Raw genomic sequence first — 25,664 nt, forward strand, 5'->3', positions numbered from 1 at the left:
GTTATTATAAGATCCGCCAGACAGCACCTTATTTTAAGTGATTTTTATTTTTCCCATACTAAGGCACTGGCGCCTAATATAGCAGCGTCTGCTTCGTTAAGTTCACTAAAAACCAACTTGACTTTGTCACGAAAGATAGCAAGAAGATTCCGTTCCATATGGAGTTTGGTAGGCTTTAAAATAAAATCTCCTGCTTTGATCACTCCTCCGAAAAGCAAAATGGCTTCTGGCGAAGAAAACATAACGAAATTTGCCAGGGCTTCCCCTAATTTTTGTCCAGTGTACCGAAATACTTCAATAGCCGTTGGATCACCATTTTCTGCACACTGGTAAACTACTTTGGAGCTTATCGTTTCTTCAGGATACTTGTTCAGTTCAGAATGCGGAAATTCAGCGCGCATTTTTTTTGCTGTAATTGCAATCCCTGTAGCAGAGGCGTATGATTCTAATGTCCCTTCTAAACCAGTACTCCAATGTTTTCTACCGCCTGGCTTTACTACGGTATGACCAAGTTCTCCGGCAAATCCGTCGTGGCCATAGATCAGTTGACCATTGGCTACAATACCGCTTCCAACACCGGTGCCCAGCGTAATCATAATAAAGTCTTTCATTCCTCTTGCGGCTCCAAACATCATTTCGCCTAACGCTGCTGCATTAGCGTCATTGGTCATGGTACAGGGAACTCCAAATTTTTCCCTCATCAGTTCTGCGAAAGGTACAATTCCTTTCCAATGAAGATTTGTTGCCTGTTCGATGGTACCCTTATAATAGTTTGCATTGGGTGCACCAATACCTATTCCATCTAATTGTTTTTGTGAACAGTGTTTGTCCAGTAGAGGGCGTATTTTTTGATACAATGCTTCGATGAAGTTTTCTACTAACGGAAAGTCTTCTGTTTTCAGGATTCCTTTCTCTAAAATTTCACCACGATGATTAACGAGTCCGTATTTTGTATTGGTCCCACCGATGTCTATACCCAGTGCTACTTGTTTAGAAAGATTGATTATTGACATTTGGGATCTTATTTATTCAATAAAATTACAAAAAAATCATAGCAAATAAGAAAGATAACCTTCAAATTCGCTAGGAGATATGGTCAAGGTCATCATCAGGAGAATAACGAATCGTTTTTTTTTTGATTTCCAGATTGCAAGACAGAGCATATAACTTTACTCAGAAAAATTTTAAAGACAGATTTTCTGCTGGGTCTCCTAAAAAAAACTTCCCCAACTGAGTTGAGGAAGTTTTATAGTATAAATTATTATCTTTTACGCTGGAATTTCGCCTTTGTATAAGAATGATACAATTTCTTTATTTACTCTTTCTACCATTTCGGTGAATAAGTAAAACGATTCTTGTTTGTAAATTACCAAAGGATCTTTCTGTTCGTACACTGCTCCTTGAGAAGAACGTCTTAAATCATCCATTTCCCGAAGGTGAAGTTTCCAGTTTTCATCGATGATCGCTAAAGAAATATTTTTCTCGAAATCATTAATCAGGGTCTCACATTTTGATTCGTAGGCTTCTTTTAGATCAGTAACGATGGTCATTGTTTTAATCCCATCTGTGAAAGGGACTTGGATCATTTTGAACATTGAACCTTGATTTTGGAATACATTCTCTATAATTGGGAATGATTTTTCTTTCAAAAGATCCAATTTCATTCGGTAATCTTCTGTTGCTGCTTTGAATAGAATGTCGCTAAGTTCTGGAACTTGTTTCGATTTGAATTCACTTTCGGTAACTGGTGATTCCATGGTAAAGTTTTTAATGATTTCATGTTCGAAATCTTTAAAGTCTCCTTCCAATTTGCCTCTAGAAACAATAGACTGTGCAACATCAAAGATCATATTAGAAATATCATATTTCAAGTGATCACCGAATAGGGCATTCTTTCTTCTTTTGTAGATCACATCACGTTGCTTGTTCATGACATCATCATATTCCAGCAATCTTTTTCTAATCCCGAAGTTATTTTCCTCTACTTTTTTCTGCGCTCTTTCAATGGATTTAGAAATCATACCGTGTTGAATTACTTCTCCTTCTTTATGACCCATTCTGTCCATCATTTTTGCAATTCTTTCGGAACCAAAAAGACGCATCAAGTTATCTTCCAAAGAAACGTAGAACTGAGAACTTCCTGGATCTCCCTGTCTTCCGGCACGACCTCTCAGCTGTCTATCGACACGTCTAGAGTCATGTCTTTCGGTACCGATGATTGCTAAACCTCCGTTTTTCTTAACTTCACCTTGCAATTTAATATCTGTTCCACGACCCGCCATGTTGGTTGCAATTGTTACAACACCAGGCGCACCTGCCATTGCTACGATTTCTGCTTCTCTAGCGTGAAGTTTAGCATTCAACACATTATGCTGAATTTTTCTTAGTTGTAAAGCTTTAGACAATAACTGAGAGATTTCAACTGAAGTCGTACCCACCAATACCGGTCGGCCAACTGCTGTTAATTTTTCAATTTCTTCAATTACTGCATTGTATTTTTCACGGTTGGTTTTAAACACCAAATCCTGTCTGTCATCTCTAACAATAGGTCTATTGGTAGGAATAACTACTACATCTAATTTATAGATCTCCCAAAGCTCACCTGCTTCTGTTTCCGCTGTACCAGTCATTCCCGCAAGTTTGTTATACATTCGGAAATAATTCTGAAGGGTAACCGTGGCAAAAGTTTGGGTGGCAGCTTCAATCTTTACGTTTTCTTTCGCTTCAATCGCTTGGTGAAGTCCGTCAGAATAACGTCTCCCTTCCATGATACGACCGGTTTGCTCATCTACGATTTTTACTTCGCCATCAATTACTACATATTCATCATCCTTTTCGAATAAAGTATAAGCTTTCAATAATTGATTTAAAGTATGAACTCTTTCAGATTTTACGGCGAATTCGTTGAAAAGTTTTTCTTTGGCTTCAAATTCTTCTTCCTTCGTTAAATTTTTCGCTTCAACTTCTGCAATCTCAGTTCCGATATCATTTAGAACGAAGAAATCTTTATCTTCATTGCCAGCAGACATATACTCAACCCCTTTATCGGTTAAATCAATTTGATTGTTTTTCTCGTCGATAACGAAATATAGATCTTTATCAACAATCGGCATATCGCGGTTGTTGTCCTGCATATATTGGCCTTCTACTTTCTGAAGAAGTGCTCTGTGACCACTTTCCGAAAGGAATTTAATCATTTGACGGTTTTTAGGTAAACCCCTGTATGCCTGCAAAAGTTTGAATCCTCCTTCTTTTGTATTTCCGTTAGTAATCAGCTTTTTCGCTTCATGAAAGATTGCCGAAACTGTTTTTTTCTGAATTTCTACAATACGGTCTACAGATGGTTTCAGCATATCAAATTCCTGGCGGTCTCCTTGTGGAACCGGCCCAGAAATGATCAAAGGTGTTCTGGCATCATCAACCAAAACAGAATCCACCTCATCGACGATGGCAAAATTCAATTCACCCTGAACAAGTTCGGATGGCGATGTTACCATGTTATCTCTCAAGTAATCGAAACCAAATTCATTATTGGTACCATAAGTAATACTTGAGTTATATGCTTTTCTTCTTGCATCGGAATTAGGTTGGTGTAAATCAATACAGTCAATAGTTAAACCATGAAACTGATAAAGGGGACCCATCCAGGCAGAGTCACGTTTCGCTAAGTAATCATTTACCGTAACTACGTGCACTCCTCTTCCGGGAAGAGCATTTAAGTATATTGGAAGTGTTCCTACCAAAGTTTTACCTTCACCGGTAGCCATCTCTGCGATTTTACCACCATGCAAAACGACCCCACCAATAAATTGAACATCGTAATGAACCATGTCCCATTTGATAGGTGTCCCGGCAGCATCCCATTCGTTTTTCCAAATAGCTAAATCTCCCTGAATCTCAACGAAATCTTTAGTTGCAGCCAATTCACGATCAAGCTCCGTTGCCTGTACGCGGATCTCACCGTTTTCTGTTAATCTGCGAGAGGTTTCTTTGATTAAAGCAAAAGCTTCGGGCAAAATATCGGCTAAGACTTTTTCCTCAATCTGATAAGAGTCTTTTTTCAAAGCTTCAATCTTAGAGAAGAGCGTTTCTTTCTCATCAACATTAGAAGAATTTTTGATCAGTTCTTGGGTATGTTCAATCTCTGAGGTAATTTCTGCAGTGGCAGCTTTTATCTTCAGTTTGAATTCTTCAGTTTTCGCACGTAATCCATCATCTGTTAGGTCGTGAATCTGCGGTTCTACTGCTTTAATTTTATTGACAACTTTTTTTACATCCTTGAGATCAGTAATGCTTTTCTCACCTAGGAACCCTTTAAGAACTTTATCTATGAAACCCATATTATTTGCTTTCGGCTTAACGCATGATGCTTACAGCCATTTTAATTTTTAATTTTCAGAATTTTTCTAAAATATAAAAGTCGATGGCCGATGGCGACTATCGACTTTTATATTAATATTCATCCTCGTTCCAGAGGAAGTCATCATCCGTAGGATAATCACTCCAAACCTCTTCGATCGATTCGTAAATCTCTCCTTCATCTTCAATGGCTTGTAGGTTTTCTACCACTTCCATTGGGGCACCGGTTCTAATTGCATAATCAATAAGTTCCGCCTTAGTCATAGGCCAAGGTGCGTCACTTAGATAAGAAGCTAATTCTAATGTCCAATACATATCAATTTATTTTTTGCAAAAGTATAAAAATCGCTGACATAAAAAATTTTTTTGTCTCTGATTTTCAACAAACTTTGTTATTATTTCATTTTTTCAAGAACGTTTTCTCAAAAACCATTCCACAAACCTTTTTATGCCATTTTGGAAATTGGTGGTTGGGTGATAACCGATTAAAGATTTTGCTTTGCTGATATCAGCATTTGTTTTTTGTACATCGCCCTGTTGCATAGGATGGTTTTTTTTTGTGGATTTTTTCTGCAACTCATTTTCTACCGTTTCTACCATCTCATCTAAGGTAATCACTTCACTTTCACCCAGATTGATTATTTCATAAACTTTGTGGTGAGTTTCAAGATAAATAATGGATTTTTGAATTCCAGCAATGATATCGTCAATATACGTATAATCCCTAGCTGTTGAACCATCTCCATAAAATGGAATCTCTCTGTTCTCTGCGATAAGTTTCGTGAATTTGTGGATTGCTAGATCCGGTCTTTGACGTGGCCCATACACGGTAAAGAATCGCAGATGTATCATGTCTATATTGTACAAATGGTGATAGACGTGTCCCATGATTTCTCCACATTTTTTTGTGGCAGCATAAGGAGAGATCGGGTTTTCAACTGGATCACTTTCTGCAAAAGGAATTTTCTCATTGTTACCGTAAACACTGGAACTGGACGCGGCAATGAATTTTTGAATCTTAAATTCCTTTGCTAATTCCCAAAGATTCATCGTCCCACGAATATTCACTTCTTCATATTCCAGAGGGCGCTCTATAGAAGGTCTTACACCTGCAAGTGCAGCAAGATGAATGATTAAGTCAATTTTATGCTTTTGAAAAACCTTACCTAAACCCTCTTTATCTTTGATGTCCTGATAGTAAAGCTGATAATTTTTTGAAGATGTTTCGAAGATGAGTTTCTGAATATCCATTTCTTTTTTATGAAAAGAAAATTCAAGTGTCTTACCAATGGACTCCAAAGTATTGGAGATTTTTATTTTATAATTATAAAAATCATCGAAATTGTCAATGTTAATGACAGAATGTCCATTTTTTAATAGATGTTCAATCAAGTGGGACCCGATAAATCCGCTTCCGCCCGTGACTAAGTAGTTCATTCCCTATGGTTTAAAGCATAAAATTCTACCGAATTATTTCGTAGTATTGCAAAGATAAATCAAAACATATGAAAAAACTGATTTTTAAGTATTCGTTATTTATTGCAGTCTTTTTCACAATTGCGGTCTCGTGTAATAAAAGTAACGAAACTACGGTAATCGATAAAACGAAATTGAATCCGCCAACATCAGATTCATTAATCAGAAGTGACTCTACTAACTTGACTTATGATTCTGCTACTGTTAAAACTGCTGTAGGAGTTCAGGATGAAGAGCAAAATGCGATAAAGCAGGAACAATTGGATGGTGAGAAATTACAAGAAGACAAAAAGTAGTTCTGCACTATTATCAGCATAAAAAAACATCCTATTTAAGGATGTTTTCTTTATATTTGGCTATAAATATTTTAGCATGAAATTCGCCGGACAGATCCTGAAAATGACCACTCAAAATGCCGAACCTATTCAGTATTTTCTTAACTTATCCAACGACCTGATCAATATGAATCAATTGATCGGTAAAAATATTAAGCTGAAACATGTTGGCTACGAGTGTGTTAGTTGTGGGAATGATGAGAAGATATACCGTATGGGTTTCTGCAAAAAATGTTTTTTTGAAAGTCCCTTTGCGAGTGAATCGATTATCCGGCCAGAACTTTCTACTGCACACTTAGGAGTCGGAGAGCGAGATCTGGAAGTAGAACAGTCGATCCAGTTAAAACCGCATGTCGTTTACCTAGCTTACACAGGAGACGTAAAAGTAGGTGTTACCCGTGAATCTCAAATACCGACCCGTTGGATTGATCAGGGAGCAACCTTCGCTTTGTGTATTGCTAAAACTGAAAATCGCTACGAAGCAGGAATGATAGAAGTTGCCATGAAGGAACATCTTGCGGATAAAACCAATTGGCGTAAAATGCTAGAAGATGATTATGAAGATGATTTGGATTTGGCTGATTTCCGGGAGAAGATTAAGAATTATTTTCCAGAGGATTTTAAAAATTTTTATAGGGATGACGAGGAAATCGTTAGACTAGACTTTCCTTACGAAGCACCTGAAAAGATTACTTCTTTTACTTTAGATAAGAATCCTGAATTTGAAGGAGTCTTAAAAGGGATCAAGGGACAGTATTTGTCATTTGAAGGTGGAAATTTTATCAATATTAGAGGACATGAGGGATATGTAGTGGAGATGGAATTATAAATTATAGTTATAAAGGAGTTCTAAACCATTATTGGCACAAAATTAATACGTCTTAAAAGAATGAAAAATAAGAAAATTAAGATTTTTTCCGTTGTTTTTGGGATTTTGCTACTGCTTTTTCTCGTGGTTCATTTTGGAGTTAACTTTTGGCTAAAACGGAACCTTCCGGATTACATTAAAAATAATTCTGATTACATCGTCACCTACAAAACACTGGATGTTGATTTTGGGACTGGAAATATTTTTGCGACAGGAATTACTGTTAATAATCAAAATCCAGATAATACGGATAAATTAGGATTGCAGGGAACTATAGATACTTTAAGGATTTCAAGAGTAGGAATTTATGATTTGTTGTTTAATAAAAGGATATCAACTAGTCGTGTTTCACTTAATAATCCTACGCTGAATATCAATTTACCGAAACCAGCTAATGATAAAACTAAAAAGAAGCGAAAGCCAGTTGAAGTTAATAATATAAATATTTCTAACGCTAATATTCAGATATTTAAACATACTAAACAAAAATACCTATCTGTAAAAGAGTTAGATCTTTCCGTGAACGGTCTGGAGTTTACTGAAAGCTCCGAGGTCGATTATTTACCGTTTGTTTTTGATAAATACGATCTTAAAGCGGAGAACTTCTATTTCCGTCCAGACAATGTCTATGCTTTTACTGCAGAATCGATCACGACCAATGATGGACAGATGAGTATAAAAGACTTTGCGATGAATCCACTCTTATCGTATACCAATTTCTTGAAATATTATCCTAAAAAACGTAATCTCTTTGATGTGAAAGCTTCTGAGATGAGTTTTAAAGATATCAATATAAAAGGAGAGAAGCTTTCGCTGAGTAATGTTAGATTTGAAAATCCTTGGATTACAATGTTTACTACAGATGTGAAATCTAATGAAAAGAAGAAAAGCTTTACCTACGATGTCAGTCTGGAAAACTTACTTCTTAATAATGCAAAAATAGACATTCGAAAAGGGGCACAAAGACCATTGTTTGCCGCGGAAAATTTAACGATGCAGATTACACGGCTTTTCATGAATGATGAAACTGCAAAAGGAAATATTCCCTTTAAGTATGAAAACTTTGATATAAAAGGTAAAAACATCAATTATGTGACTGCCAGTCAGAATGTAAAAGTTGCCAGTATTGCGGTAAAACCTAAATCTGCAGATTTATTGAATATCTCTGTGAAGCCAACTTCTATTTATCCGGACAAAACAAGTTTAGATCTCACTGCAAAACAGGTTAACATCAAGGCGGACCACTGGGAATTTATCAAAAACAAATTGAAACTGGATGTTCAAAAGGTTTTGGTAAATCAATTAAATGGAACGGTCCTGACTGCTAAAACCCCGCAGAATAAGAAACCTGCTTTTGACGGGATCCAATTTCCTCTGACTGTTAAAAGGGTAGAGTTGAAAAATTCCAATTTGGTTATCGACAGTAAGAATCAACCATTAGTGTTGAAGGATCTGAACGCATCTATGCAACAAATTGAAATGGATGAGCAAACTATTAAAGATGCAATCCCATTTAAAACTGGTCAGTATAATTTAACCACAAGAAACTTTAATTATAAAACCAAATTTTATAATTTATCAGCTTCCCTTTTAAAGTTGAATAAAAGTAGCGCTCAGATTATGAACTTTGCTATGAAACCTACGGTCTCGAGAACGCAGTTTATCAAAATGATTCCTACAGAAAAAGATTTGTATGATCTAAAGGTGAATCAGATCACAGCCAATGGGAAATGGGATTTAGTTTCAAACAACAAATATTTGGATGTTCAGAATGTTACGCTAAATAATGTAAGTGCGGATATTTTCCGAAGTAAGATCCCTAACGATGATCTTACGAAAAAACCAATGTATTCTGAATTGTTGAGATCGATAAAATTCCCGGTGTTCGTGCAGAATTTAGACATTAGAAATTCACTTTTGGTTTATGAAGAAGATACTAAGAAAAGTGATGGTCCCGGAAAATTGGTATTTAGTGATTTTAATCTTAACGTAAAAAACTTGAATTCGGGTAAAATGAAAGGGAAACCAACTCAAATTCCTATTTCGATTCAGTGCCGGTTTATGACTGCATCTCCAATGAAGGTGAAGTGGAGTTTCGATACTTTAAATAAAAATGATGACTTTGCAATTTCGGGAAACATCGCAGATTTACCAGCTACCAGAATTAATCTTTTTATTGAACCTTATTTAAAGATAAGGGCTGCTGGTCTAATTTCGGACTTGATTTTCAATTTTAGAGGGAATAAAGCTGGTTTAAATGGAAGTCTTAAGATGAAACATGAAAACCTGAAAATATCGGTTTTAAAAAGGACGGGGGAAAAGGATAAAATACTTTCTGCAATTGCCAATATTTTTGTCAGGACAGATTCTGGGAATTACCCGGAATCCGTAGAAGTTAAAGATGTTGAACGGGATAATACAAAATCATTCTTCAACTTATTCTGGCGTGGAATAGAACAGGGTTTAAAGAAAACCTTAATTGGTGAGAAAGCTCCAAAAGCAGAAGAATCCATTAAAAAGACGGTAGAAAATACAAAATCTGCTTTGGAGCAAAATAAAAAAGATTTGCAGGAAACTAAACTTGAAATAAAAGAGAAAGTTGAAAAAGTAAAAGAGAAAGTCCAGGAAAAGAAAGAGGTTGTAAAAAAGAAAGGCATATTTAATAATCTCTTCAAGAAAAAATCCGAAAATTAATTTCGGATTTTATTTTTAGTCGAAGTCCCATTCGGGTTTCTCTTGCACAGGTATTTCACGTATAAAATTATCAAATTCTTCACCGGTATGATTACTTTCGCCACCGTAAGTATCAAGTATTGTTGAAAGTTGACCTTCTTTATCTTCTAATAAATAAAGTACTGCATTATCATCAGGGTTGCTATCGCCTTCGAAACGATAAGACTTTATGATGCATAGATCTGATGGTTGATAGGTCTTCTCATCTTCCCCCAAAATCATTTGCTTTTGGTCGTTCATGCAGATTTCTTTGGTAATTCCTCGTTGAACTAATATGTTCAGCACTTGTGAAAGTGTCTTTAAATTATGGTTTGACATGATCTTGTATTTGTTGTAGTGGTAACAAAAAAAGGACCATGAAGGAAATTGAGTGGTTTAAAAGGATTTTTATCGAAATTTCTTTTTTTTAAAAAGGGAAATCATGGGTCGCTGCATCACAACCCTTTTCGGTCATCAAAAGAATACTTCATATCTGATAAGTGCGGATTTATCAGAATTGCTTCGAGATTTTTTATAAAGAAAAACGCGGCTACAGGAATTGAAAGCAACTCACAAAAGTTTTTGCTGTTTCAAAGACAGAACCTTTGTTGAGAATATTTAGAACTTTCTCAAATTCCTTATCTGAAAAAACAATTTTGTTATAGTTCTCCAGTTGGATTTAAGGTTGGCTAAAAGTGCTTTCTCATCAGTAATAGTCACAGGTTTATAACCTGTTCTGATTGTTTGGACATTATTTCTTAATAATCTTTTTTATCAACAACATCAATGTACCACGACGTTCTCTTCTTGCCACGGTTATCCATTTCTACTATTTTTATGAATTCAATAATATCGTCATCTTTCATAAAGACTTCTAGAAAATAGTCCTCTCTTTTAACTTGCTTAATTAGTTTTCCACCGTATTGTTTTAATTCTGCTATAAATCCTAAAAGTTGCTTGTCAGAATGTACGTACAGCATAACTCTATTAGAATTTCTGCGTTTAGACGAAAATATAAAAAGGTTTTCTTCACCCGATTTTAGATCTGAAGAAGGATTATGTATATAACCTTTCACTTTCTCGGAATTATCCGTTTCCTCTTCACCAGAAAAGTATTTCCAATTTTCGGCTTCTAAATAATCCTCCACATCTTTATCTTTACTTGTCCTCAAAATCATAAGCATCGACATACTCATAACCGAATAATCAGTTTGTCCAAATCCCCAACTGAAAGAGGATAACAATACAATCAGTAAAATTTTCTTCATCTTTTTTTTATTTTCTGTTTAATATTTTAAATCAGAGTGATTTAAATCCGGAATAGTAGAAGTACCTGCTAATTTTATTATTTTATTTTTAATATCCAAAAAACTCCATTGGCTCTTTAAGTCCTTGAGTACCCTTAGATTCTTGACAGGAGATAAGAAGTGTAAAAAAGATTAAAAGAATAGAGATTTTATTCATCTAAAGTTCATTACTGATGTGCTGACCAAATATAGGAATATTTGACTTACATCTTTAAAAAAAGTCTTGATTAATAGAAGGGAAACTGATTATGGAAAACATAAATCTTGTAAATTTGACAATAATCTGACAGAAGTTGATTCACTTGAAGCAATTAAACTCCAAAATTAGGTATGTATTACTATATTTCAAACAACCTTACTAAGAAAGAAATAAAGGATTCCTTTGGTGTTGAGTATAATGCTCCAGACTTAAAAGGATCTGGTTTTCTCAATGGCTTCTCTTTTCCCCAAACACTAATCATTATGGATGAAAATCCTGATGAAGCAATACCGGGAGATTGGGATCTAAAACTTTTTTGGGCTAAGAACAGAGATATTCAGAAGATGACTTTGAATGCGAGAATTGGTACTCTGACTGGAAAACCCAGTTTTAAAAACTCAGTCTCTAATAGATGTTTAGTTTTTGTAACCCCCGCTGCCGCGCGAATCCTTTCGTGTGGTCATATAAAAGGGTATGCCATTTATCATTAATAAAGATTGTCTATAAATTTAGCGAGAAGATTTTAAAAAGAAAAACGCTGCTAATCACATGATTAACAGCGTTTAGTACCTCGGACGGGACTTGAACCCGTACATCCTTACGGACACAGGATTTTAAGTCCTGCGTGTCTACCAATTCCACCACCAAGGCAAAGTGGAGAGCGAAAAACGGGATTCGAACCCGCGACCCCGACCTTGGCAAGGTCGTGCTCTACCAGCTGAGCTATTTTCGCGTATGTTTTTTTTTAATAAAAAACACTTCTAAAAAAGTGCGGATGAAGGGACTCGAACCCCCACGCCTCACAGCACCAGATCCTAAGTCTGGCATGGCTACCAATTACATCACATCCGCGAATGAACACTGTTCTTTTTTTGATGAGTGCAAATATAAATACTTTTTTCCTTCTAAACCAACTATTTTTTTTAAAATTTTAAATTTATCGAAAATAGACCCAGAACTTTCTTTTTATCTTCATTTTTATTACTTTTACCCCATTAACGAATTTACAACATGGAATTACAAGGAACAGTAAAGAAAATATCTGAAGTTCAGACATTTGCAAGCGGATTTCAAAAGAGAGAAATGGTCCTAATGACCGAAGAGCAGTATCCACAACCTATTAATATTGAATTTTTACAGGAAAAAGGAGATTTACTAAATCCACTTAAAGAAGGAGATAAAGTGAAAGTTTCTATCAATTTAAGAGGTAGAGAGTGGACTTCACCCCAAGGAGAAGTGAAATATTTCAACTCAATTACGGGGTGGAGAGTAGATAATTTAGGTTCAGGAGGATTCGAGCCTACTGAAGCAGCGCCAGCAAGTTCGGCAGCAGCGCCAGCACAAGGTGCTAATGTTTTTGAAGAGGACGAAGATGATTTGCCTTTCTAAATATTAAATTTTAAATATTATAAATCCTGCTCATTCAGCAGGATTTAATTTTCTGATGATCCTTTTAAATCCTAACGAAATTTCTTTTCCTGATCCTTTTTTACTGAAATCGGAATCAGGTGTGATGGCTGTTGGTGGAGACTTATCTCCCGAAAGATTGCATTTTGCTTACCAACTTGGTTTATTCCCTTGGTACAATCCGGGTGAGGAAATTCTTTGGTGGTGCCCCGATCCTCGTTTTGTGCTCTTTCCAAAAGATTTAAAAGTTTCCAAATCAATGAGAAAGATTCTTCGTGATGAGGTTTTTACTTTTACTGAAAATCACTGTTTTCGGGATGTAATGGAGGAGTGCCAAAATATTTTTCGAAAAGATCAGGATGGAACATGGATTTCAGAAGAGTTGATCGATTCATTTGTAAATCTAAATCAGAAAGGAATCGCCAAAAGCATTGAAGTCTGGCAAAATGAAGAATTAGTAGGTGGTTTTTATGGGATCCAGATTGGTAAAGTATTCTGTGGTGAAAGTATGTTTGCAAAAGTGAGCAATGCTTCCAAAGCGGGATTTATATATTTCATTCAAAAGTACCAGGACAGTCTGGAGTTAATTGATTGTCAAATTCATTCAGAACATTTGGAAAGTCTTGGCGCAACCATGATTTCTAAACTGGACTACTTAAAAATATTAAAAAATAACAACCATGAATCCTGAAAAAGAAAAGTGGATTTTACTGATAGTTCTTTCCATTATTTGGGGTTCGTCATTTATCCTTATTAAGAAATCACTCGAACATTTCAATCCTTATGAAGTTGGTGCTTTGCGGGTGCTAATTGCAGGAATTCTTCTTCTCCCAATGGCGATCACGAATTTTAAAAAATTTCCAAAGAAGCATTTAAAGTGGTTGATCCTGGCAGCCGTAACAGGAAATTTTATCCCCATGTTTCTTTTTCCTATCGCTGAAACTTCTGTTAGCAGTAGTATTGCAGGAATCGTTAATTCGATGATGCCTATTTTTATCATCATTGTAGGATTTCTTTTCTGGAAATTTTCTACCACGAAGAGACAATTGCTTGGTGTGGGAATTAGTTTTTTTGGAGCTTGCCTTTTGGCACTTTCCGGAGGCGAGAGTGGGGAGTTAAAACTGGTGCCAGTTCTCTTATTATTACTAGCGACTTTATGTTATGCCATTTCAATGACTACGGTTAAATCGAAACTTCACGAAATTCCAGCTAAAATTTTGTCAGCGTTCGTATTTTCATTTGTGCTGATTGGGCCTTCTTTGATCGCTTTGGTTTTTGCAGGATTTTTTCAGGACCTTCATCCAAACAAAGGATTGTTTATAGGATTGGGGTTTGTGAGTTTGTTATCCATTTTTGGAACGGGATTGGCGATGATGCTTAATTATCGTCTCTTGAACATCTCTACACCACTTTTTGCTTCTACGGTGACATTGTTAATGCCAGTAGTTGCGGTGATCTGGGGAATCTTGGATGGTGAAAAGCTTACGCCAATGCAGCTTGTAGGTGGTTTAATAATTATTGCCGGACTTATTTTCCTAAGAGCGAAATCCCCTAAAAAACAAAAACCACAAGACCCAAAAGTCGTGCGGTTTTAAATAAATCTAATAAAAAGTAAAAATGAAAGGCTACAAAGATATATAAAATTAAAAATACGATACAAGCTTTCTCTGTAAAAATTTAATAATATCGAAAATTATTTCCTTTTTAATATTTTGCTAAATTTGACTAATGTTTATTAAAGATTATATTTCCAAAGATTACCCGGCATTCAATACCAGCGATTCTATTGAAGTGGCGAATGAAATGGCAAAAGAATTTGGCTATTCGCATGTTTTTATCAAAAAGAAAGGAATTTACCAGGGCGCTTTAAGTCAGCCTTTTTTAGAGGAAAGTCCTGAAGGAAGTCTTGCGACTTTGGAGCATCATTACGAGAAATTCGCTTTACTGAATGATGGAAATGTGCTGGATTCTATAAGGCTTTTCCATACTTTTAACAGTAATGTTGTGCCGATCATCAACAAGCTTGAAAAATATGAAGGCTATCTTACGTGTGATGATCTGTTTTCTGAATTTGCGAAATATCCTTTGTTTTCAGAAAATGGAGCTTTGCTTGTCGTTCAGATCAATAAGAGAAGTTATTCAATGACCGAGGTTTGCAAAATTGTAGAATCGAATAATGCTAAAATTTACGGATGTTATATAAGTGCTTTTGAAGGTGACGATGTACAGATTAGTCTAAAGATCAGCAGCGAGAACCTGAGCTCGATCGATGAAACCTTTGAAAGATATGGTTACAGTGTGGTTCATAAATATTATGATGATGAAAAAGAAGAACTCTTGAAAGATAGATTCGGTTTTTTTCAAAAATATATGGAATTCTAGATGATAAAGGCAGCCATTTATTCGCAGAAAAATGATTTAGATACGTTTTTGTATCTAAGTAAATTTGTGTCCGAACTTGAGAAACGAGGCATTCAGGCAATCCTTTATGAAGAAATGGCAAAAGCAATGCAGTTCTCAAAAGGTTTTGAAACTTTTGCTTCAAAAGAAGATCTAAAAGAGAAAAAAGTAGATTACTTTTTTACTTTTGGTGGAGATGGAACGATTGTAAATTCTTTGCTTTTCGTACAGGACTTAGAAATACCAGTGGTAGGTGTGAATACCGGAAGATTAGGTTTTTTGGCAAGTTTTACCAAAGAAGAAATTTTCCTTGAATTAGATGGGATCATTAGAGGCGAGGTTAAGATCAGTGCCCGCTCCGTCATTGAAATTGTTTCCCCAAACAATTCAATGTTTTTTCCTTTCGCACTAAATGATTTAACGATTTCCAGGAAGGAAACCACGGCTATGATTACGGTAGAATCTTACATCAACGGTGAGTTTCTTAATACTTTTTGGGGAGATGGACTTATTATCTCTACTCCTACAGGATCTACGGCGTATTCCTTAAGTTGCGGTGGACCTATTATTACGCCCAACAATAATAACTTTGTTATCACGCCAATTGCACCTCATAATTTAAATGTTCGTCCTCTTATTGTAAATGATGATGTGGAAATTCGTTTAAACGTGAAAAGCCGTGTCCCACAATATTCACTATCACTTGATTCCCGTCTTTTTCATATGGAAACAGATGTGGAAGTGATTTTACGGAAGGCACATTTCAAACTTCTACTGGTGCATCCTAATAATTTAAGTTTTTACGAAACCATACGTCAGAAATTGCTGTGGGGCAATGACAAAAGAAATTAAATGTTTCAGTTAAAATTCTTAACTTTACTGTTCCAAAAACAGCAAAAAATAAATCTATAAAAATATCAGTTATGAGCAAAAAGTTTCCGGCAGGAGTTGCCACAGGACAAATGGTTACGGACATTTTTCAGTTCGCAAAAGAAAATAAATTTGCACTTCCCGCGGTTAATGTGATTGGTTCCAGCAATGTAAATGCGACCATGGAAACTGCAGCGAGATTAAATTCACCTGTAATTATCCAATTCTCTAACGGTGGAGCAGCCTTCAACGCCGGGAAAGGATTAAGCAATGATGCACAGAAAGCGGCTATCTTAGGTGGTGTAGCTGGTGCAAAGCATATTCATACTTTAGCAGAAGCTTATGGAGCGACTGTAATTTTGCATACTGATCATTGTGCTAAGAAATTATTGCCTTGGATTGATGGATTGATGGATGCTAATGAAGAGTTTTTTGCACAAACCGGCAAATCGCTTTATTCTTCACATATGCTTGATCTGTCAGAGGAGCCAATCGAAGAAAACTTGGATATTTCTTATAAGTATTTCGAAAGAATGGCTAAGATGGGAATGACGTTGGAAATTGAACTTGGTATTACGGGTGGTGAAGAAGATGGAGTTGATAATTCTGGCGTAGATTCTTCAAAATTATATACGCAACCAGATGAGGTGGCTTATGCTTATGAAAGATTAAATGCAATTTCACCAAACTTTACCATAGCTGCTGCTTTTGGAAATGTTCATGGTGTTTACAAACCTGGAAATGTAAAATTGACTCCAAAGATTCTTGATAATTCTCAGAAGTTTGTAGAAGAGAAATTTGGTCTTGGAGCGAAACCAATTAACTTTGTATTCCATGGTGGTTCCGGTTCTTCACATGAAGAAATTAGAGAAGCCATCGATTATGGAGTGATCAAAATGAATATTGATACCGATTTGCAATTTGCTTATACAGAAGGAATTAGAGACTATATGGTTAATAATATAGAATATCTGAAAAGTCAAATCGGAAATCCAGATGGTTCTGATAAACCAAATAAGAAATATTACGATCCAAGAGGCTGGATGAGAAAAGGAGAGGAAACTTTCGGTAAAAGATTAGAACAAGCCTTCGAAGATCTTAACAATATCAATACGTTGTAATTAAACAGTTTTAGATTCTATTTTTAAAATCAATTTGTTTTTATTTGTAGTCTGAAATTTGTAATCTAAAATTTAAATAAATGGCATTCGACTGGTTTAAAAGAAAAACACAGAATATCACGACCTCTACGGAAGATAAAAAAGATGTTCCGAAAGGACTTTGGCATCAAACGCTCACGGGGAAGATCATCGAACACGAAGAATTAAAAGCGAATAATTATGTGTCTCCGGAAGATGGTTTCCATGTAAGAATTGGCAGTAAAGAATTCTTTTCTATTCTTTTTGATGAGAATACATTCACAGAACTTGATGCGAATGTTGAAAGTGTGGATATGCTCCAGTTTAAGGATACAAAATCGTACACCGACCGCTTGAAAGAAGTAAAAGCCAAAACAAAACTAACCGACTCGATCCGAAATGCAGTAGGAACTGTAAATGGAGAAAAGATGGTGATCTCATGTATGGACTTTAGCTTTATCGGGGGATCATTAGGTTCTGTGATGGGCGAGAAAATCCGTCGTGCTGTTGATTACTGTATTGAGCATAAACTCCCCTACATGATTATCTGCCAGTCAGGTGGAGCAAGAATGCAGGAGGCAACTTATTCTTTGATGCAGCTGGCGAAAGTTCAGTCAAAATTAGCGCAGCTTTCAGAAGCTGGGTTATTATATATCGCTTATTTATGTGATCCTACTTTTGGTGGAATTACGGCTTCTTTTGCAATGACCGCAGATATTATCATGGCAGAACCCGGTGCGTTGATCGGCTTCGCTGGTCCACGGGTAATTCGTGAAACCATTGGTAAAGATTTACCTGAAGGATTCCAGACGTCTGAATTTTTGCAGGAAAAAGGATTTGTTGATTTTATCGTTAAAAGAACAGAAATTAAAGATAAAGTTTCCAAAACAGTAAAATTATTAAGCCACGCGTAAAAATATATAAATAATTAAATGATCTCACCTCAATATAGGTGGGATTTCTTTTGATGAGAAATTTCAAAATTATATTTACTACGCTGCGATCACTAAGTTTCGGTAAGATGATGAAACTTTTGAAGTTAACGTTGCCACATCCTCTTTTTTCGATTTTGGGACTTTATGCTACGTTAAGAAGTTTTTCCTTAGCTCAAAAGCATTTTCCAAAAACGCATTCTAATAATGGAGTAGGCAATGCATTTCGTCATTCACTTTGGACTTGCTTGATCATGATGTATTGCTGTAAAATTTCTTCACCTGAGAAAGCATTGGATTATTGCAAAAAAATGACTGATCTGCACGAAGAACTTTTCCCTAATAAACCGCTCGAAACCAAGATGGATTTGCACAATAACCAAGTTGGTTTAGATTATTTTATGCAAATGCTTTCCGGTGTTCACAGACAGTTTTTTGAGACGAACTTTTTCGTTGATGAACTAAAGAGCAAAACTAAAACTGCAAAAGTGTTGAAAACGCTTAATGATGATTTTAAAGGTGATTTGGTTTATCTAGAGAAATAAATCGGATTATTTCTTTGAAATTCTATAAAATTTACCGCTATCCGTGATGCTGTATAGATTTCCATCCTGTCCACTGAGAATATCTCGGAATCGTTCATTTTGATCTTCCAGTAGCCATTCTTCACCAACCACCTTATTGTTTATGATGACTAATCGGATAATTTTTTCACCACTAAGGCATCCCAGCATCATGTTGTTTTTCCACTCATCGATATTGCCAGTGTAAAAATCAATACCACTCATGGAAATAGAAGGATCCCAATAATAGATTGGTTGTTCAGTACCTTCCTTTTGCGTAATGCCGTTGTTAATTTTCTTACCACTATACTCAAGACCGTAAGTGATATTTCCCCATCCATAGTTTTTTCCTGGCTGGATCAGATTAACTTCATCTCCACCTTTCGGGCCCATTTCAGCTTCCCAAAGTTGCCCTTTTTCATCCATTGCTAAACCTTGTGGATTTCTGTGACCATAAGAGTAGATTTCAGGTTTAAATTTGGAGTTGCCTATAAATGGATTCTCAGTTGCTGGTTTTCCTTCTTTGGTTATTCTTAATACTTTTCCTAAATATGCCAGAGGATCCTGTGCAAAAGGTCTCGTCTGTATATCCGAGCGTTCCCCTGTACTTACAAAAAGATTTCCTTCTCTATCAAAAAGCAGTCTGCTGCCGTAATGTAATTTCCCATCATAGGTTGGTGTGGCTCTGAAAATAACTTGTAGATTTTCAATCATTTTTTCATCTGCAGAAAGCCTTCCTTTCCCGACTGCGGTGTGATTTCCTCCTTCTACTGGTTCTGAAAACGTATAATAAATCATTCTGTTTGATGTAAAATCGGGATCTAAGGCAACGTCTAATAATCCACCTTGTGCTTTGGAATCGACTTTGGGGAAACCAGTGATTGTAGTCAATAGTTGTCCATCTTTCGAAAGAATACGCATAAACCCAGATTTCTCAGTTGTTATGAATCTTCCATCTGGCAGGTTGATAATTCCCCAAGGTTTCCCCAAGTTAGAATTGATGATTTCAACGTTATACGGTGTATTTGTTTTTAGACCTTTTACGCGGGATTGGCCAGTAAAAGCAGATTGGTAAGAAGGTGCGTTTTTATCGGCTGTTTCAGGATTTGGTAGCTGACCTTTCGGCGTTTCGTTATGGTCTTTATTTGATATTGTTTTTGAGTTACCGTTACAAGATGTTAACACCAAAAAAATCAAAAATATAGAAATAGTATCAGTTGGAGATTTCATAGAGAAATTATTTTTATGCACTATAATCAGCAACAAATAGCGTTCCGTGTTATTTATTTTAAGTTTTTTACAAAAATAAATTGTCAATTAAAAAAGTTGTTCTACATTTGTAGAGTTGAATATAGACTTGTAGAAATGAAACAGAGATTAACAGAAGCAGAAAAGGAGATCATGGAAATCCTATGGGATCGAAACACAGCTTTCATGAAAGATATATTAGACCTGTATCCTGAACCAAAGCCAGCATCAACTACTGTTGCGACTCTTTTAAAAAGGATGCAAACTAAAGATCTGGTAGGTTACAAAACGTTTGGGAATTCCCGAGAGTATTTTCCGAAAGTTGAAAAAGAAGTTTATTTCAATCATGAAATGACCTCAATGATTGACCGTTTTTTTAATAGTTCCGTTTCGCAGTTCGCTTCTTTTTTTGCGTCAAATAAAAAACTTTCTCAGTCGCAATTAAAGGATCTTCGGGATATCATCGATCATCAAATAAAAGATTAAAAACATGGAAACACTTATTTTAAAAATCCTTATATCTTCCTGTTTACTGATTGGGTTCTATTATGTGTTTTTAGAAAAGGACCGAACTTTTAAATTTAATAGGGTATTTCTTCTGACAACTTTACTTTTTGCTTATGCCGTTCCGTTTATTCCTTTCGGTTCCCGTCTTAAAACCATAGGTGAGTCTAACTTATTGATAGGTAATCCTTTGCCGATAATACCACAGTTAAATGGGTCCGAATCTACAAGTGTGGATTGGGTTAGGATTTTAATAATTGCCTATCTTTTGGTTTCTGCCTTATTTCTGATCAAGTTCATTTACGCTATTGCTAAGATTAAATTTGTGAAGGGAGAACAACGAAGATTAGGGGACCAGAAAGTGATGATTATAGAGAAAGATTACGCTCCGTTCAGCTTTTTGAGCACGATGTATTTCAATAAAAAATATTTCATTAATGATCAAATCGATGATCGCATATTTTTACACGAAAAGTGTCATATTCAAGAAAAACATAGTGCAGATATCCTCTTTGTTGAATTTCTAAAAATATTATCGTGGTTTAATCCTGCTTTATTTTTTTATAAGAAAGCGATGGTTGCCAATCATGAATTTCTAGCTGACGATTATGTTTTGCGACGCAATCATGATATTCGCAATTACCAACATTTGATTTTAAAAGAGATTAAATTTTCTCAACACTTTAACCTGACTCACCAATTCGATTTTAATAACACAAAAAAAAGATTTATTATGATGACTTCAAAAAATTCCAGATTTACCACATTGAAGAAAATTGCACTTCTTCCAGTACTCGTAATTTTATTTGTTTCTTTCACAAAGAAAAGTACCGGGCAAAACAATAGTGAAAATGATAAAAGAACTTCTTTTATAAAACAAGTGAAAGAAAGTTCAATTATACCGACGATCGCCAAAAAGAACGATGATACAGACCTTCTTTCCATAATTGCAAAAAGAACGGTGGAAAATCTAGCAGTCTCAGCAGATACTGTTCGTACTAAAGTAAAGCAGGCAGAAGTTGCTCCTGCCCCTGTCGCTCCACCGAAACCAGTAGAAGCACAGGGAGAAACTGTAGATATTTTACCAGAATTTCCAGGTGGAATTAATGCGTTTAGAAGTTTATTGGCAAGCAAATTTAATACTGCAATATTTAAAGGTGATGAAGGTTTAATTAAAGCGACAGTGTATACAAATATTGATGAGAATGGGAAGATGACTGATATTTTCGCGGAAGGTACAAACCAAAACTTCAATCGTGAAGCTGAAAGAGCTTTGACGATGATAAGTGCAGATCATGTCTGGATTCCCGCGAAGCTGCATGGCAAACCGGTGAAATATCGTTTTAAATTACCTTTGACAATGAAATTTGAAGGACCCGCTGTTCGGAAATAATAGTATTAGAAAGAGAAATAAACGAGATTTTATACATTAGTTTTAGGCCTCCAAATTGATTTTGGAGGTTTTTTTATGAAAAAATCAGCAAAATATATGGTAAATCTAACAGAGAACTTCTATTGCTATATATGATTTAGGAACACCATTGAATCTTTTCTTTTCCGTATTTTTGCAAGATGCAATTCAAACTTGAATCAGAATATAAACCTACTGGCGATCAGCCAAATGCCATAAAAAAACTCACCGAAGGTTTAGAAATCGGGGAAAAATACCAGACTCTTCTCGGAGTTACGGGTTCCGGTAAAACCTTTACTATAGCTAATGTCATAAATAATGTGCAAAAACCGACTTTGGTTTTAGCTCATAATAAGACTTTGGCAGCACAGCTTTTCATGGAATTCAAAGAATTTTTCCCTGAAAATGCCGTCGAATATTTTGTGTCTTATTACGATTATTATCAGCCGGAGGCATTTATTGCTTCTACCAATACCTATATTGAAAAGGATTTATCCATTAATGAAGAAGTAGAAAAGCTTCGGCTTTCTGCAACGGCCAGTTTACTTTCTGGTAGAAGAGATGTATTGATTGTTGCTTCAGTCTCTTGTATTTATGGGATTGGAAATCCTGCAGAGTTTCATAAATCATTAATTTCCATTGAAAAAAATCAAAAAGTAACGCGTACCAGTTTACTGCACTCTTTGGTTAATGCTTTGTATTCGAGAACGATCAATGAGTTTACCAGAGGTACTTTTAGAGTGAAGGGTGATGTAGTGGATGTTTTTCCAGCTTATGCCGACAACGCGATCAGAATTCAGTTTTTTGGTGATGAGATTGAAACCATTCAAAGTTTTGATCCAACTTCAGGAAACGTCATGCAGGTCTTTGATCAGATTCAGATTTATCCAGCAAATCTTTTTGTAACATCCAAAGAGACTCAGGTCAGCGCGATCAAAGAGATTCAGGATGACATGGTAAAACAGGTGGACTTCTTTAATGATATTGAAAAACCTTATGAAGCAAAACGCTTGCAGGAAAGAACAGAGTTTGATTTAGAAATGATGAAAGAGCTTGGTTATTGTAGTGGAATAGAAAATTATTCCCGCTATTTTGATGGCAGGTTACCGGGTTCTCGTCCATTTTGTTTATTAGATTATTTCCCCAAAGATTATTTGATGGTCATTGATGAAAGTCACGTGACGGTTTCTCAAGTACATGCCATGTATGGAGGTGACCGCAGTAGAAAAGAGGTTTTGGTGGAACACGGTTTCCGACTTCCTGCTGCGATGGATAACCGTCCGCTTAAATTTGAGGAATTTGAAGCGATACAGAATCAAGTGATTTATGTTTCTGCAACACCCGCGGATTATGAACTGGAAAAAACAGGTGGTGAATATATCGAACAGTTAATTCGTCCGACCGGTTTACTGGATCCCGTAATTGAAATTCGTCCTTCGTTGAATCAAATTGATGATTTAATGGAAGAAATTCAGAAGCGTGCAGAAGTTGATGAACGTACACTGGTCACAACCTTAACGAAGAAGATGGCCGAAGAACTGACTAAATATTTTACGAAGTTCGGAATTAGAACACGGTATATTCACTCTGATGTGGAAACTTTAGACCGTATTCAGATCATGCAGGATCTGCGTGTTGGTTTGTTTGATGTTTTAGTTGGTGTCAATTTATTAAGAGAAGGATTAGATCTACCCGAGGTTTCTTTAGTCGCAATTCTCGACGCTGATAAAGAAGGAATGCTACGTTCCAGAAGATCTATGACGCAGACCGTTGGTAGAGCAGCACGGAACTTGAATGGTAAAGCGATTTTATATGCTGATAAAATGACCAAATCCATGCAGGCTACAATCGATGAAACTGCATATCGCCGTCAGAAACAGATCGAGTACAATGAAAAGCATGGCATGGTTCCTACCGCTTTGAATAAGAAAATTTCTGAAGTGTTGGTCGGCCGAAGCAAAGATTTCCCAGATGAGAAATACACTCAGAAAGAAATTCTGCGAAAAGTGGCAGAACAAAAAGCGACTTATGGAAATGAGGATATCGAAAAATTAGTTGCTGAAAAACAAAAAGCAATGGAAAACGCTGCTAAAAACCTGGATTTCATTAAAGCTGCGAAGTTGCGAGATGAAATTAATGCCTTAAAAACAGAATGATTTTTTTAGCGCACGATAGATTTTCTATTAAGCGTAAGATTTGGTTTTATAATTCTTAAAGTCTTTGCTAATTTAATCTGACTAATACCGGTGTAAATTAAACACAATACTAAAAGAAAAAGAACTGATATTTTGTAGTAAAATTCCGCATTTATTTCTGAAGTCCAAGAAGTTATAGGTTTTAGAAAATGGGATCCTAGAATAGAGAATGGTAACGCAAAGTATGAGCGCCAATGATATGTTGAAAATTTCAGGACGGAAAATTCTTTTTTGTAAATAAAATTATTAATAATCAAATTGTAGAGAATAGTTCCATAACAAAATAGGTTGATGCCTAAAAATGCATATTTGATAAACGTAAGTATTACATCTTTGTTCAATTGCGAAGTTATAACACCTAAAATGAAAATAAAGAATGTTAAAGCAAGCGATTGTAAGATCCTAGTTGTGATTTCTCTTTTCCTGATCTTTTGCTCAAATCTTGTAATCAGTACATTTTCTATTTTTCGTAAAATATAGAAAGGATAAAAAGTGGTTAATTCCTCTTTCCAACTGTCTTTTGTCTTACTAAAAGCTTGCTCGAAAGTTAGACCTTCTGCCGTTTTCAGATCTGTAATCTGCGACACGAAATGGTCATGAACTTCCATGAGAATATCGACCGGAAGTTTTTTTGCAAAAAGGTAATTTTGAATTTCAGCCTTCTGTTTTTCTGTAATCATAGCTTAAAATCTATTTTTTGTTCCAGATGACGTACTGATTTTTTATATTCAACAAAATAATGATAACCGTAAATCCAGAAGAAAGCATAGACATTAAATATTAAAATTGAAATAAAAAGCCATTTATTAACTTGATGGTTGTTTACAAGGTTCATTAAAGAGAGATAATATTTGTCAAACCTATTGTCAAAATTTAAAAGAACAAGGGTGGGAATCATCAAATTGGCCATTAAAAAATAGTAGGCTCTCTTTTGCAAATAGCTGATATTGTTTTTACCATAAGGTGCAGAAGCTGTTTTAATTATTTTAAGATTAAAAAGTAGGATAATTAAGAAAATGATGACCGCTAAAGAATTGATGGTAAAAATAAAATTGGATGCCAGAGCCTTGTTATAAAACATTAATCCTAATGAAACAAGCAGGTAAGCAGCAAAATAAGGCAATGATTTTTTAAGAATTTCTACACCTGTTTTCCTAATGGTTTGGCGGTGAATTTTTGTATAGCTTTTTTCCCAGGCAAAGCGCCGACACATCTTCAGATCCCACTTCCATGATTTTTTGATCTCATTAAATGAAGTGTTGAAATCTTTATTTTCACATGTTGTCTTGTAGTCTACTTGTTCCAAAATATGATCTAAAATTTCACTTTTTAGATCTAAAGGTAAATTTTTATTACTCAGAAAGAGGGTGAGTTCATGTTTTTGTTGAGAAGTGATCATCTGCTAAAAATGGTATTGAGATTAAACAAATAACTTTTCATTTCCGTTTCCTGATCTGCTTGTTGACGCTTACCTTTCTCTGTTAAAAAATAGTATTTCCGGTCCCTGCCATTAACATTTTGCAAATGGGAATAAATAATTCCTTCGTTTTCTAATTTGTGTAATAGCGGGTAAAGCGCGCCTTCAGTCATTTCTAATTCGCCTTGCGTGAGTTCTTTTGCACGTTTGGTTAACTGGTATCCGTACATTTTTACTTCAGAAGAAAGTAATTTCAGGATGATATTTTGGAGGGTGCCTTTGTATAAAGCGTTCTTTTTTGCCATGGTAATTAGTATACCTT

25 protein-coding genes and 3 tRNA genes are annotated in these 25,664 nt (G+C 35.6%); 15 read left to right on the top strand and 13 right to left on the bottom strand.

The annotated features are described in order from the left end of the window. Positions 1-44: 44 nt before the first annotated feature. From FNJ88_RS07375 to FNJ88_RS07390, 4 genes are all read right to left on the bottom strand, one after another. The gene (locus tag FNJ88_RS07375; RefSeq protein ID WP_143852565.1) at positions 45-1,013 is read right to left on the bottom strand and encodes an ROK family protein; all 969 of its coding nucleotides are present in this window, start codon (positions 1,011-1,013) and stop codon (positions 45-47) included. A gap of 255 nt (positions 1,014-1,268) precedes the next feature. Then, positions 1,269-4,340, bottom strand: a complete 3,072-nt coding sequence (gene secA / locus FNJ88_RS07380) for a preprotein translocase subunit SecA (protein WP_143852566.1) — start codon at positions 4,338-4,340, stop codon at positions 1,269-1,271. A 112-nt stretch (positions 4,341-4,452) separates the two neighbouring features. Further along, positions 4,453-4,674: a DUF2795 domain-containing protein gene (locus FNJ88_RS07385; protein ID WP_015807225.1), complete on the bottom strand. Its 222-nt coding sequence runs from the start codon at positions 4,672-4,674 to the stop codon at positions 4,453-4,455. Positions 4,675-4,767: 93 nt separating this feature from the next. After that, entirely contained in the window at positions 4,768-5,796 is a 1,029-nt protein-coding gene (locus tag FNJ88_RS07390; protein ID WP_143852567.1) for a GDP-mannose 4,6-dehydratase, read from the bottom strand. A gap of 68 nt (positions 5,797-5,864) precedes the next feature. On the opposite strand from FNJ88_RS07390, the gene FNJ88_RS07395 reads away from it, so the two are divergent. From FNJ88_RS07395 to FNJ88_RS07405, 3 genes are all read left to right on the top strand, one after another. Continuing rightward, entirely contained in the window at positions 5,865-6,131 is a 267-nt protein-coding gene (locus tag FNJ88_RS07395) for a hypothetical protein (protein WP_143852568.1), read from the top strand. Between the two features lie 76 nt (positions 6,132-6,207). Next, complete coding sequence (locus FNJ88_RS07400) at positions 6,208-6,999, top strand: DUF2797 domain-containing protein (protein WP_143852569.1); 792 nt, start codon at positions 6,208-6,210, stop codon at positions 6,997-6,999. Positions 7,000-7,059: 60 nt separating this feature from the next. Further along, positions 7,060-9,732 (top strand): hypothetical protein, encoded by a 2,673-nt coding sequence (locus FNJ88_RS07405; RefSeq protein WP_143852570.1) that lies wholly within the window; start codon positions 7,060-7,062, stop codon positions 9,730-9,732. 15 nt (positions 9,733-9,747) lie between these two features. Here the strand turns inward: FNJ88_RS07405 and FNJ88_RS07410 are convergent, their stop codons facing one another. Together FNJ88_RS07410 and FNJ88_RS07415 are read right to left on the bottom strand one after the other, a co-directional pair. Continuing rightward, entirely contained in the window at positions 9,748-10,089 is a 342-nt protein-coding gene (locus tag FNJ88_RS07410; protein ID WP_143852571.1) for a hypothetical protein, read from the bottom strand. Positions 10,090-10,508: 419 nt separating this feature from the next. Next, positions 10,509-11,018, bottom strand: a complete 510-nt coding sequence (locus tag FNJ88_RS07415) for a hypothetical protein (protein WP_143852572.1) — start codon at positions 11,016-11,018, stop codon at positions 10,509-10,511. A 369-nt stretch (positions 11,019-11,387) separates the two neighbouring features. Between FNJ88_RS07415 and FNJ88_RS07420 the strand changes: the two genes are divergently transcribed. Continuing rightward, the gene (locus FNJ88_RS07420; protein WP_143852573.1) at positions 11,388-11,747 is read left to right on the top strand and encodes an SOS response-associated peptidase; all 360 of its coding nucleotides are present in this window, start codon (positions 11,388-11,390) and stop codon (positions 11,745-11,747) included. Positions 11,748-11,823: 76 nt separating this feature from the next. Here the strand turns inward: FNJ88_RS07420 and FNJ88_RS07425 are convergent. The 3 genes from FNJ88_RS07425 to FNJ88_RS07435 form a co-directional block, all read right to left on the bottom strand. After that, positions 11,824-11,907: transfer RNA gene (locus FNJ88_RS07425), tRNA-Leu, on the bottom strand. A gap of 9 nt (positions 11,908-11,916) precedes the next feature. Beyond that, positions 11,917-11,989 (bottom strand) — tRNA-Gly (locus FNJ88_RS07430). A gap of 37 nt (positions 11,990-12,026) precedes the next feature. Then, positions 12,027-12,108, bottom strand: a tRNA-Leu gene (locus FNJ88_RS07435). 159 nt (positions 12,109-12,267) lie between these two features. Here FNJ88_RS07435 and FNJ88_RS07440 point away from each other — a divergent pair. From FNJ88_RS07440 to FNJ88_RS07475, 8 genes are all read left to right on the top strand, one after another. Further along, positions 12,268-12,645, top strand: coding sequence for a DUF3127 domain-containing protein (locus FNJ88_RS07440; RefSeq protein ID WP_143852574.1), 378 nt, complete (start codon positions 12,268-12,270; stop codon positions 12,643-12,645). 55 nt (positions 12,646-12,700) lie between these two features. Then, positions 12,701-13,354 (top strand): leucyl/phenylalanyl-tRNA--protein transferase, encoded by a 654-nt coding sequence (gene aat, locus FNJ88_RS07445; RefSeq protein WP_143852575.1) that lies wholly within the window; start codon positions 12,701-12,703, stop codon positions 13,352-13,354. Beyond that, complete coding sequence (locus FNJ88_RS07450) at positions 13,344-14,258, top strand: DMT family transporter (RefSeq protein WP_143852576.1); 915 nt, start codon at positions 13,344-13,346, stop codon at positions 14,256-14,258. Before aat ends, FNJ88_RS07450 begins: the two co-directional genes overlap by 11 nt. A 133-nt stretch (positions 14,259-14,391) precedes the next feature. Further along, entirely contained in the window at positions 14,392-15,045 is a 654-nt protein-coding gene (locus FNJ88_RS07455; RefSeq protein ID WP_143852577.1) for a CBS domain-containing protein, read from the top strand. A 3-nt stretch (positions 15,046-15,048) separates the two neighbouring features. Then, a complete protein-coding gene (locus FNJ88_RS07460; RefSeq protein ID WP_143853888.1) occupies positions 15,049-15,915 on the top strand; it encodes an NAD kinase in 867 nt (288 codons plus the stop codon). 71 nt (positions 15,916-15,986) lie between these two features. After that, complete coding sequence (gene fbaA / locus FNJ88_RS07465) at positions 15,987-17,054, top strand: class II fructose-bisphosphate aldolase (protein ID WP_143852578.1); 1,068 nt, start codon at positions 15,987-15,989, stop codon at positions 17,052-17,054. A gap of 80 nt (positions 17,055-17,134) precedes the next feature. Beyond that, positions 17,135-17,986: an acetyl-CoA carboxylase, carboxyltransferase subunit beta gene (accD, locus tag FNJ88_RS07470; RefSeq protein ID WP_143852579.1), complete on the top strand. Its 852-nt coding sequence runs from the start codon at positions 17,135-17,137 to the stop codon at positions 17,984-17,986. A gap of 53 nt (positions 17,987-18,039) precedes the next feature. After that, the gene (locus FNJ88_RS07475; RefSeq protein WP_143852580.1) at positions 18,040-18,549 is read left to right on the top strand and encodes a DUF6973 domain-containing protein; all 510 of its coding nucleotides are present in this window, start codon (positions 18,040-18,042) and stop codon (positions 18,547-18,549) included. A gap of 6 nt (positions 18,550-18,555) precedes the next feature. Here the strand turns inward: FNJ88_RS07475 and FNJ88_RS07480 are convergent, their stop codons facing one another. Then, the gene (locus tag FNJ88_RS07480; protein WP_143852581.1) at positions 18,556-19,797 is read right to left on the bottom strand and encodes a PQQ-dependent sugar dehydrogenase; all 1,242 of its coding nucleotides are present in this window, start codon (positions 19,795-19,797) and stop codon (positions 18,556-18,558) included. A 135-nt stretch (positions 19,798-19,932) separates the two neighbouring features. Here FNJ88_RS07480 and FNJ88_RS07485 point away from each other — a divergent pair, with 135 nt between their 5' ends. The 3 genes from FNJ88_RS07485 (at position 19,933) to uvrB (ending at position 23,886) form a co-directional block, all read left to right on the top strand. Beyond that, entirely contained in the window at positions 19,933-20,301 is a 369-nt protein-coding gene (locus FNJ88_RS07485) for a BlaI/MecI/CopY family transcriptional regulator (RefSeq protein WP_143852582.1), read from the top strand. A 4-nt stretch (positions 20,302-20,305) separates the two neighbouring features. Further along, positions 20,306-21,712 (top strand): M56 family metallopeptidase, encoded by a 1,407-nt coding sequence (locus FNJ88_RS07490; RefSeq protein ID WP_143852583.1) that lies wholly within the window; start codon positions 20,306-20,308, stop codon positions 21,710-21,712. 179 nt (positions 21,713-21,891) lie between these two features. After that, positions 21,892-23,886 (top strand): excinuclease ABC subunit UvrB, encoded by a 1,995-nt coding sequence (uvrB, locus tag FNJ88_RS07495; protein WP_143852584.1) that lies wholly within the window; start codon positions 21,892-21,894, stop codon positions 23,884-23,886. 5 nt (positions 23,887-23,891) lie between these two features. On the opposite strand, the gene FNJ88_RS07500 is transcribed toward uvrB, so the two are convergent. Genes FNJ88_RS07500 through FNJ88_RS07510 form a run of 3 tightly spaced genes read right to left on the bottom strand, consistent with a single transcriptional unit; the run spans position 23,892 to position 25,647 of the window. Further along, complete coding sequence (locus tag FNJ88_RS07500; RefSeq protein ID WP_143852585.1) at positions 23,892-24,605, bottom strand: hypothetical protein; 714 nt, start codon at positions 24,603-24,605, stop codon at positions 23,892-23,894. Beyond that, positions 24,602-25,324, bottom strand: coding sequence for a hypothetical protein (locus tag FNJ88_RS07505; protein ID WP_143852586.1), 723 nt, complete (start codon positions 25,322-25,324; stop codon positions 24,602-24,604). The genes FNJ88_RS07500 and FNJ88_RS07505 overlap by 4 nt, the downstream gene beginning before the upstream one ends. Beyond that, entirely contained in the window at positions 25,321-25,647 is a 327-nt protein-coding gene (locus FNJ88_RS07510) for a PadR family transcriptional regulator (protein WP_143852587.1), read from the bottom strand. The genes FNJ88_RS07505 and FNJ88_RS07510 overlap by 4 nt, the downstream gene beginning before the upstream one ends. Positions 25,648-25,664 lie beyond the last annotated feature (17 nt).

This window comes from Chryseobacterium sp. SNU WT5, assembly GCF_007362475.1.
Classification (GTDB): Bacteria; Bacteroidota; Bacteroidia; order Flavobacteriales; family Weeksellaceae; genus Kaistella.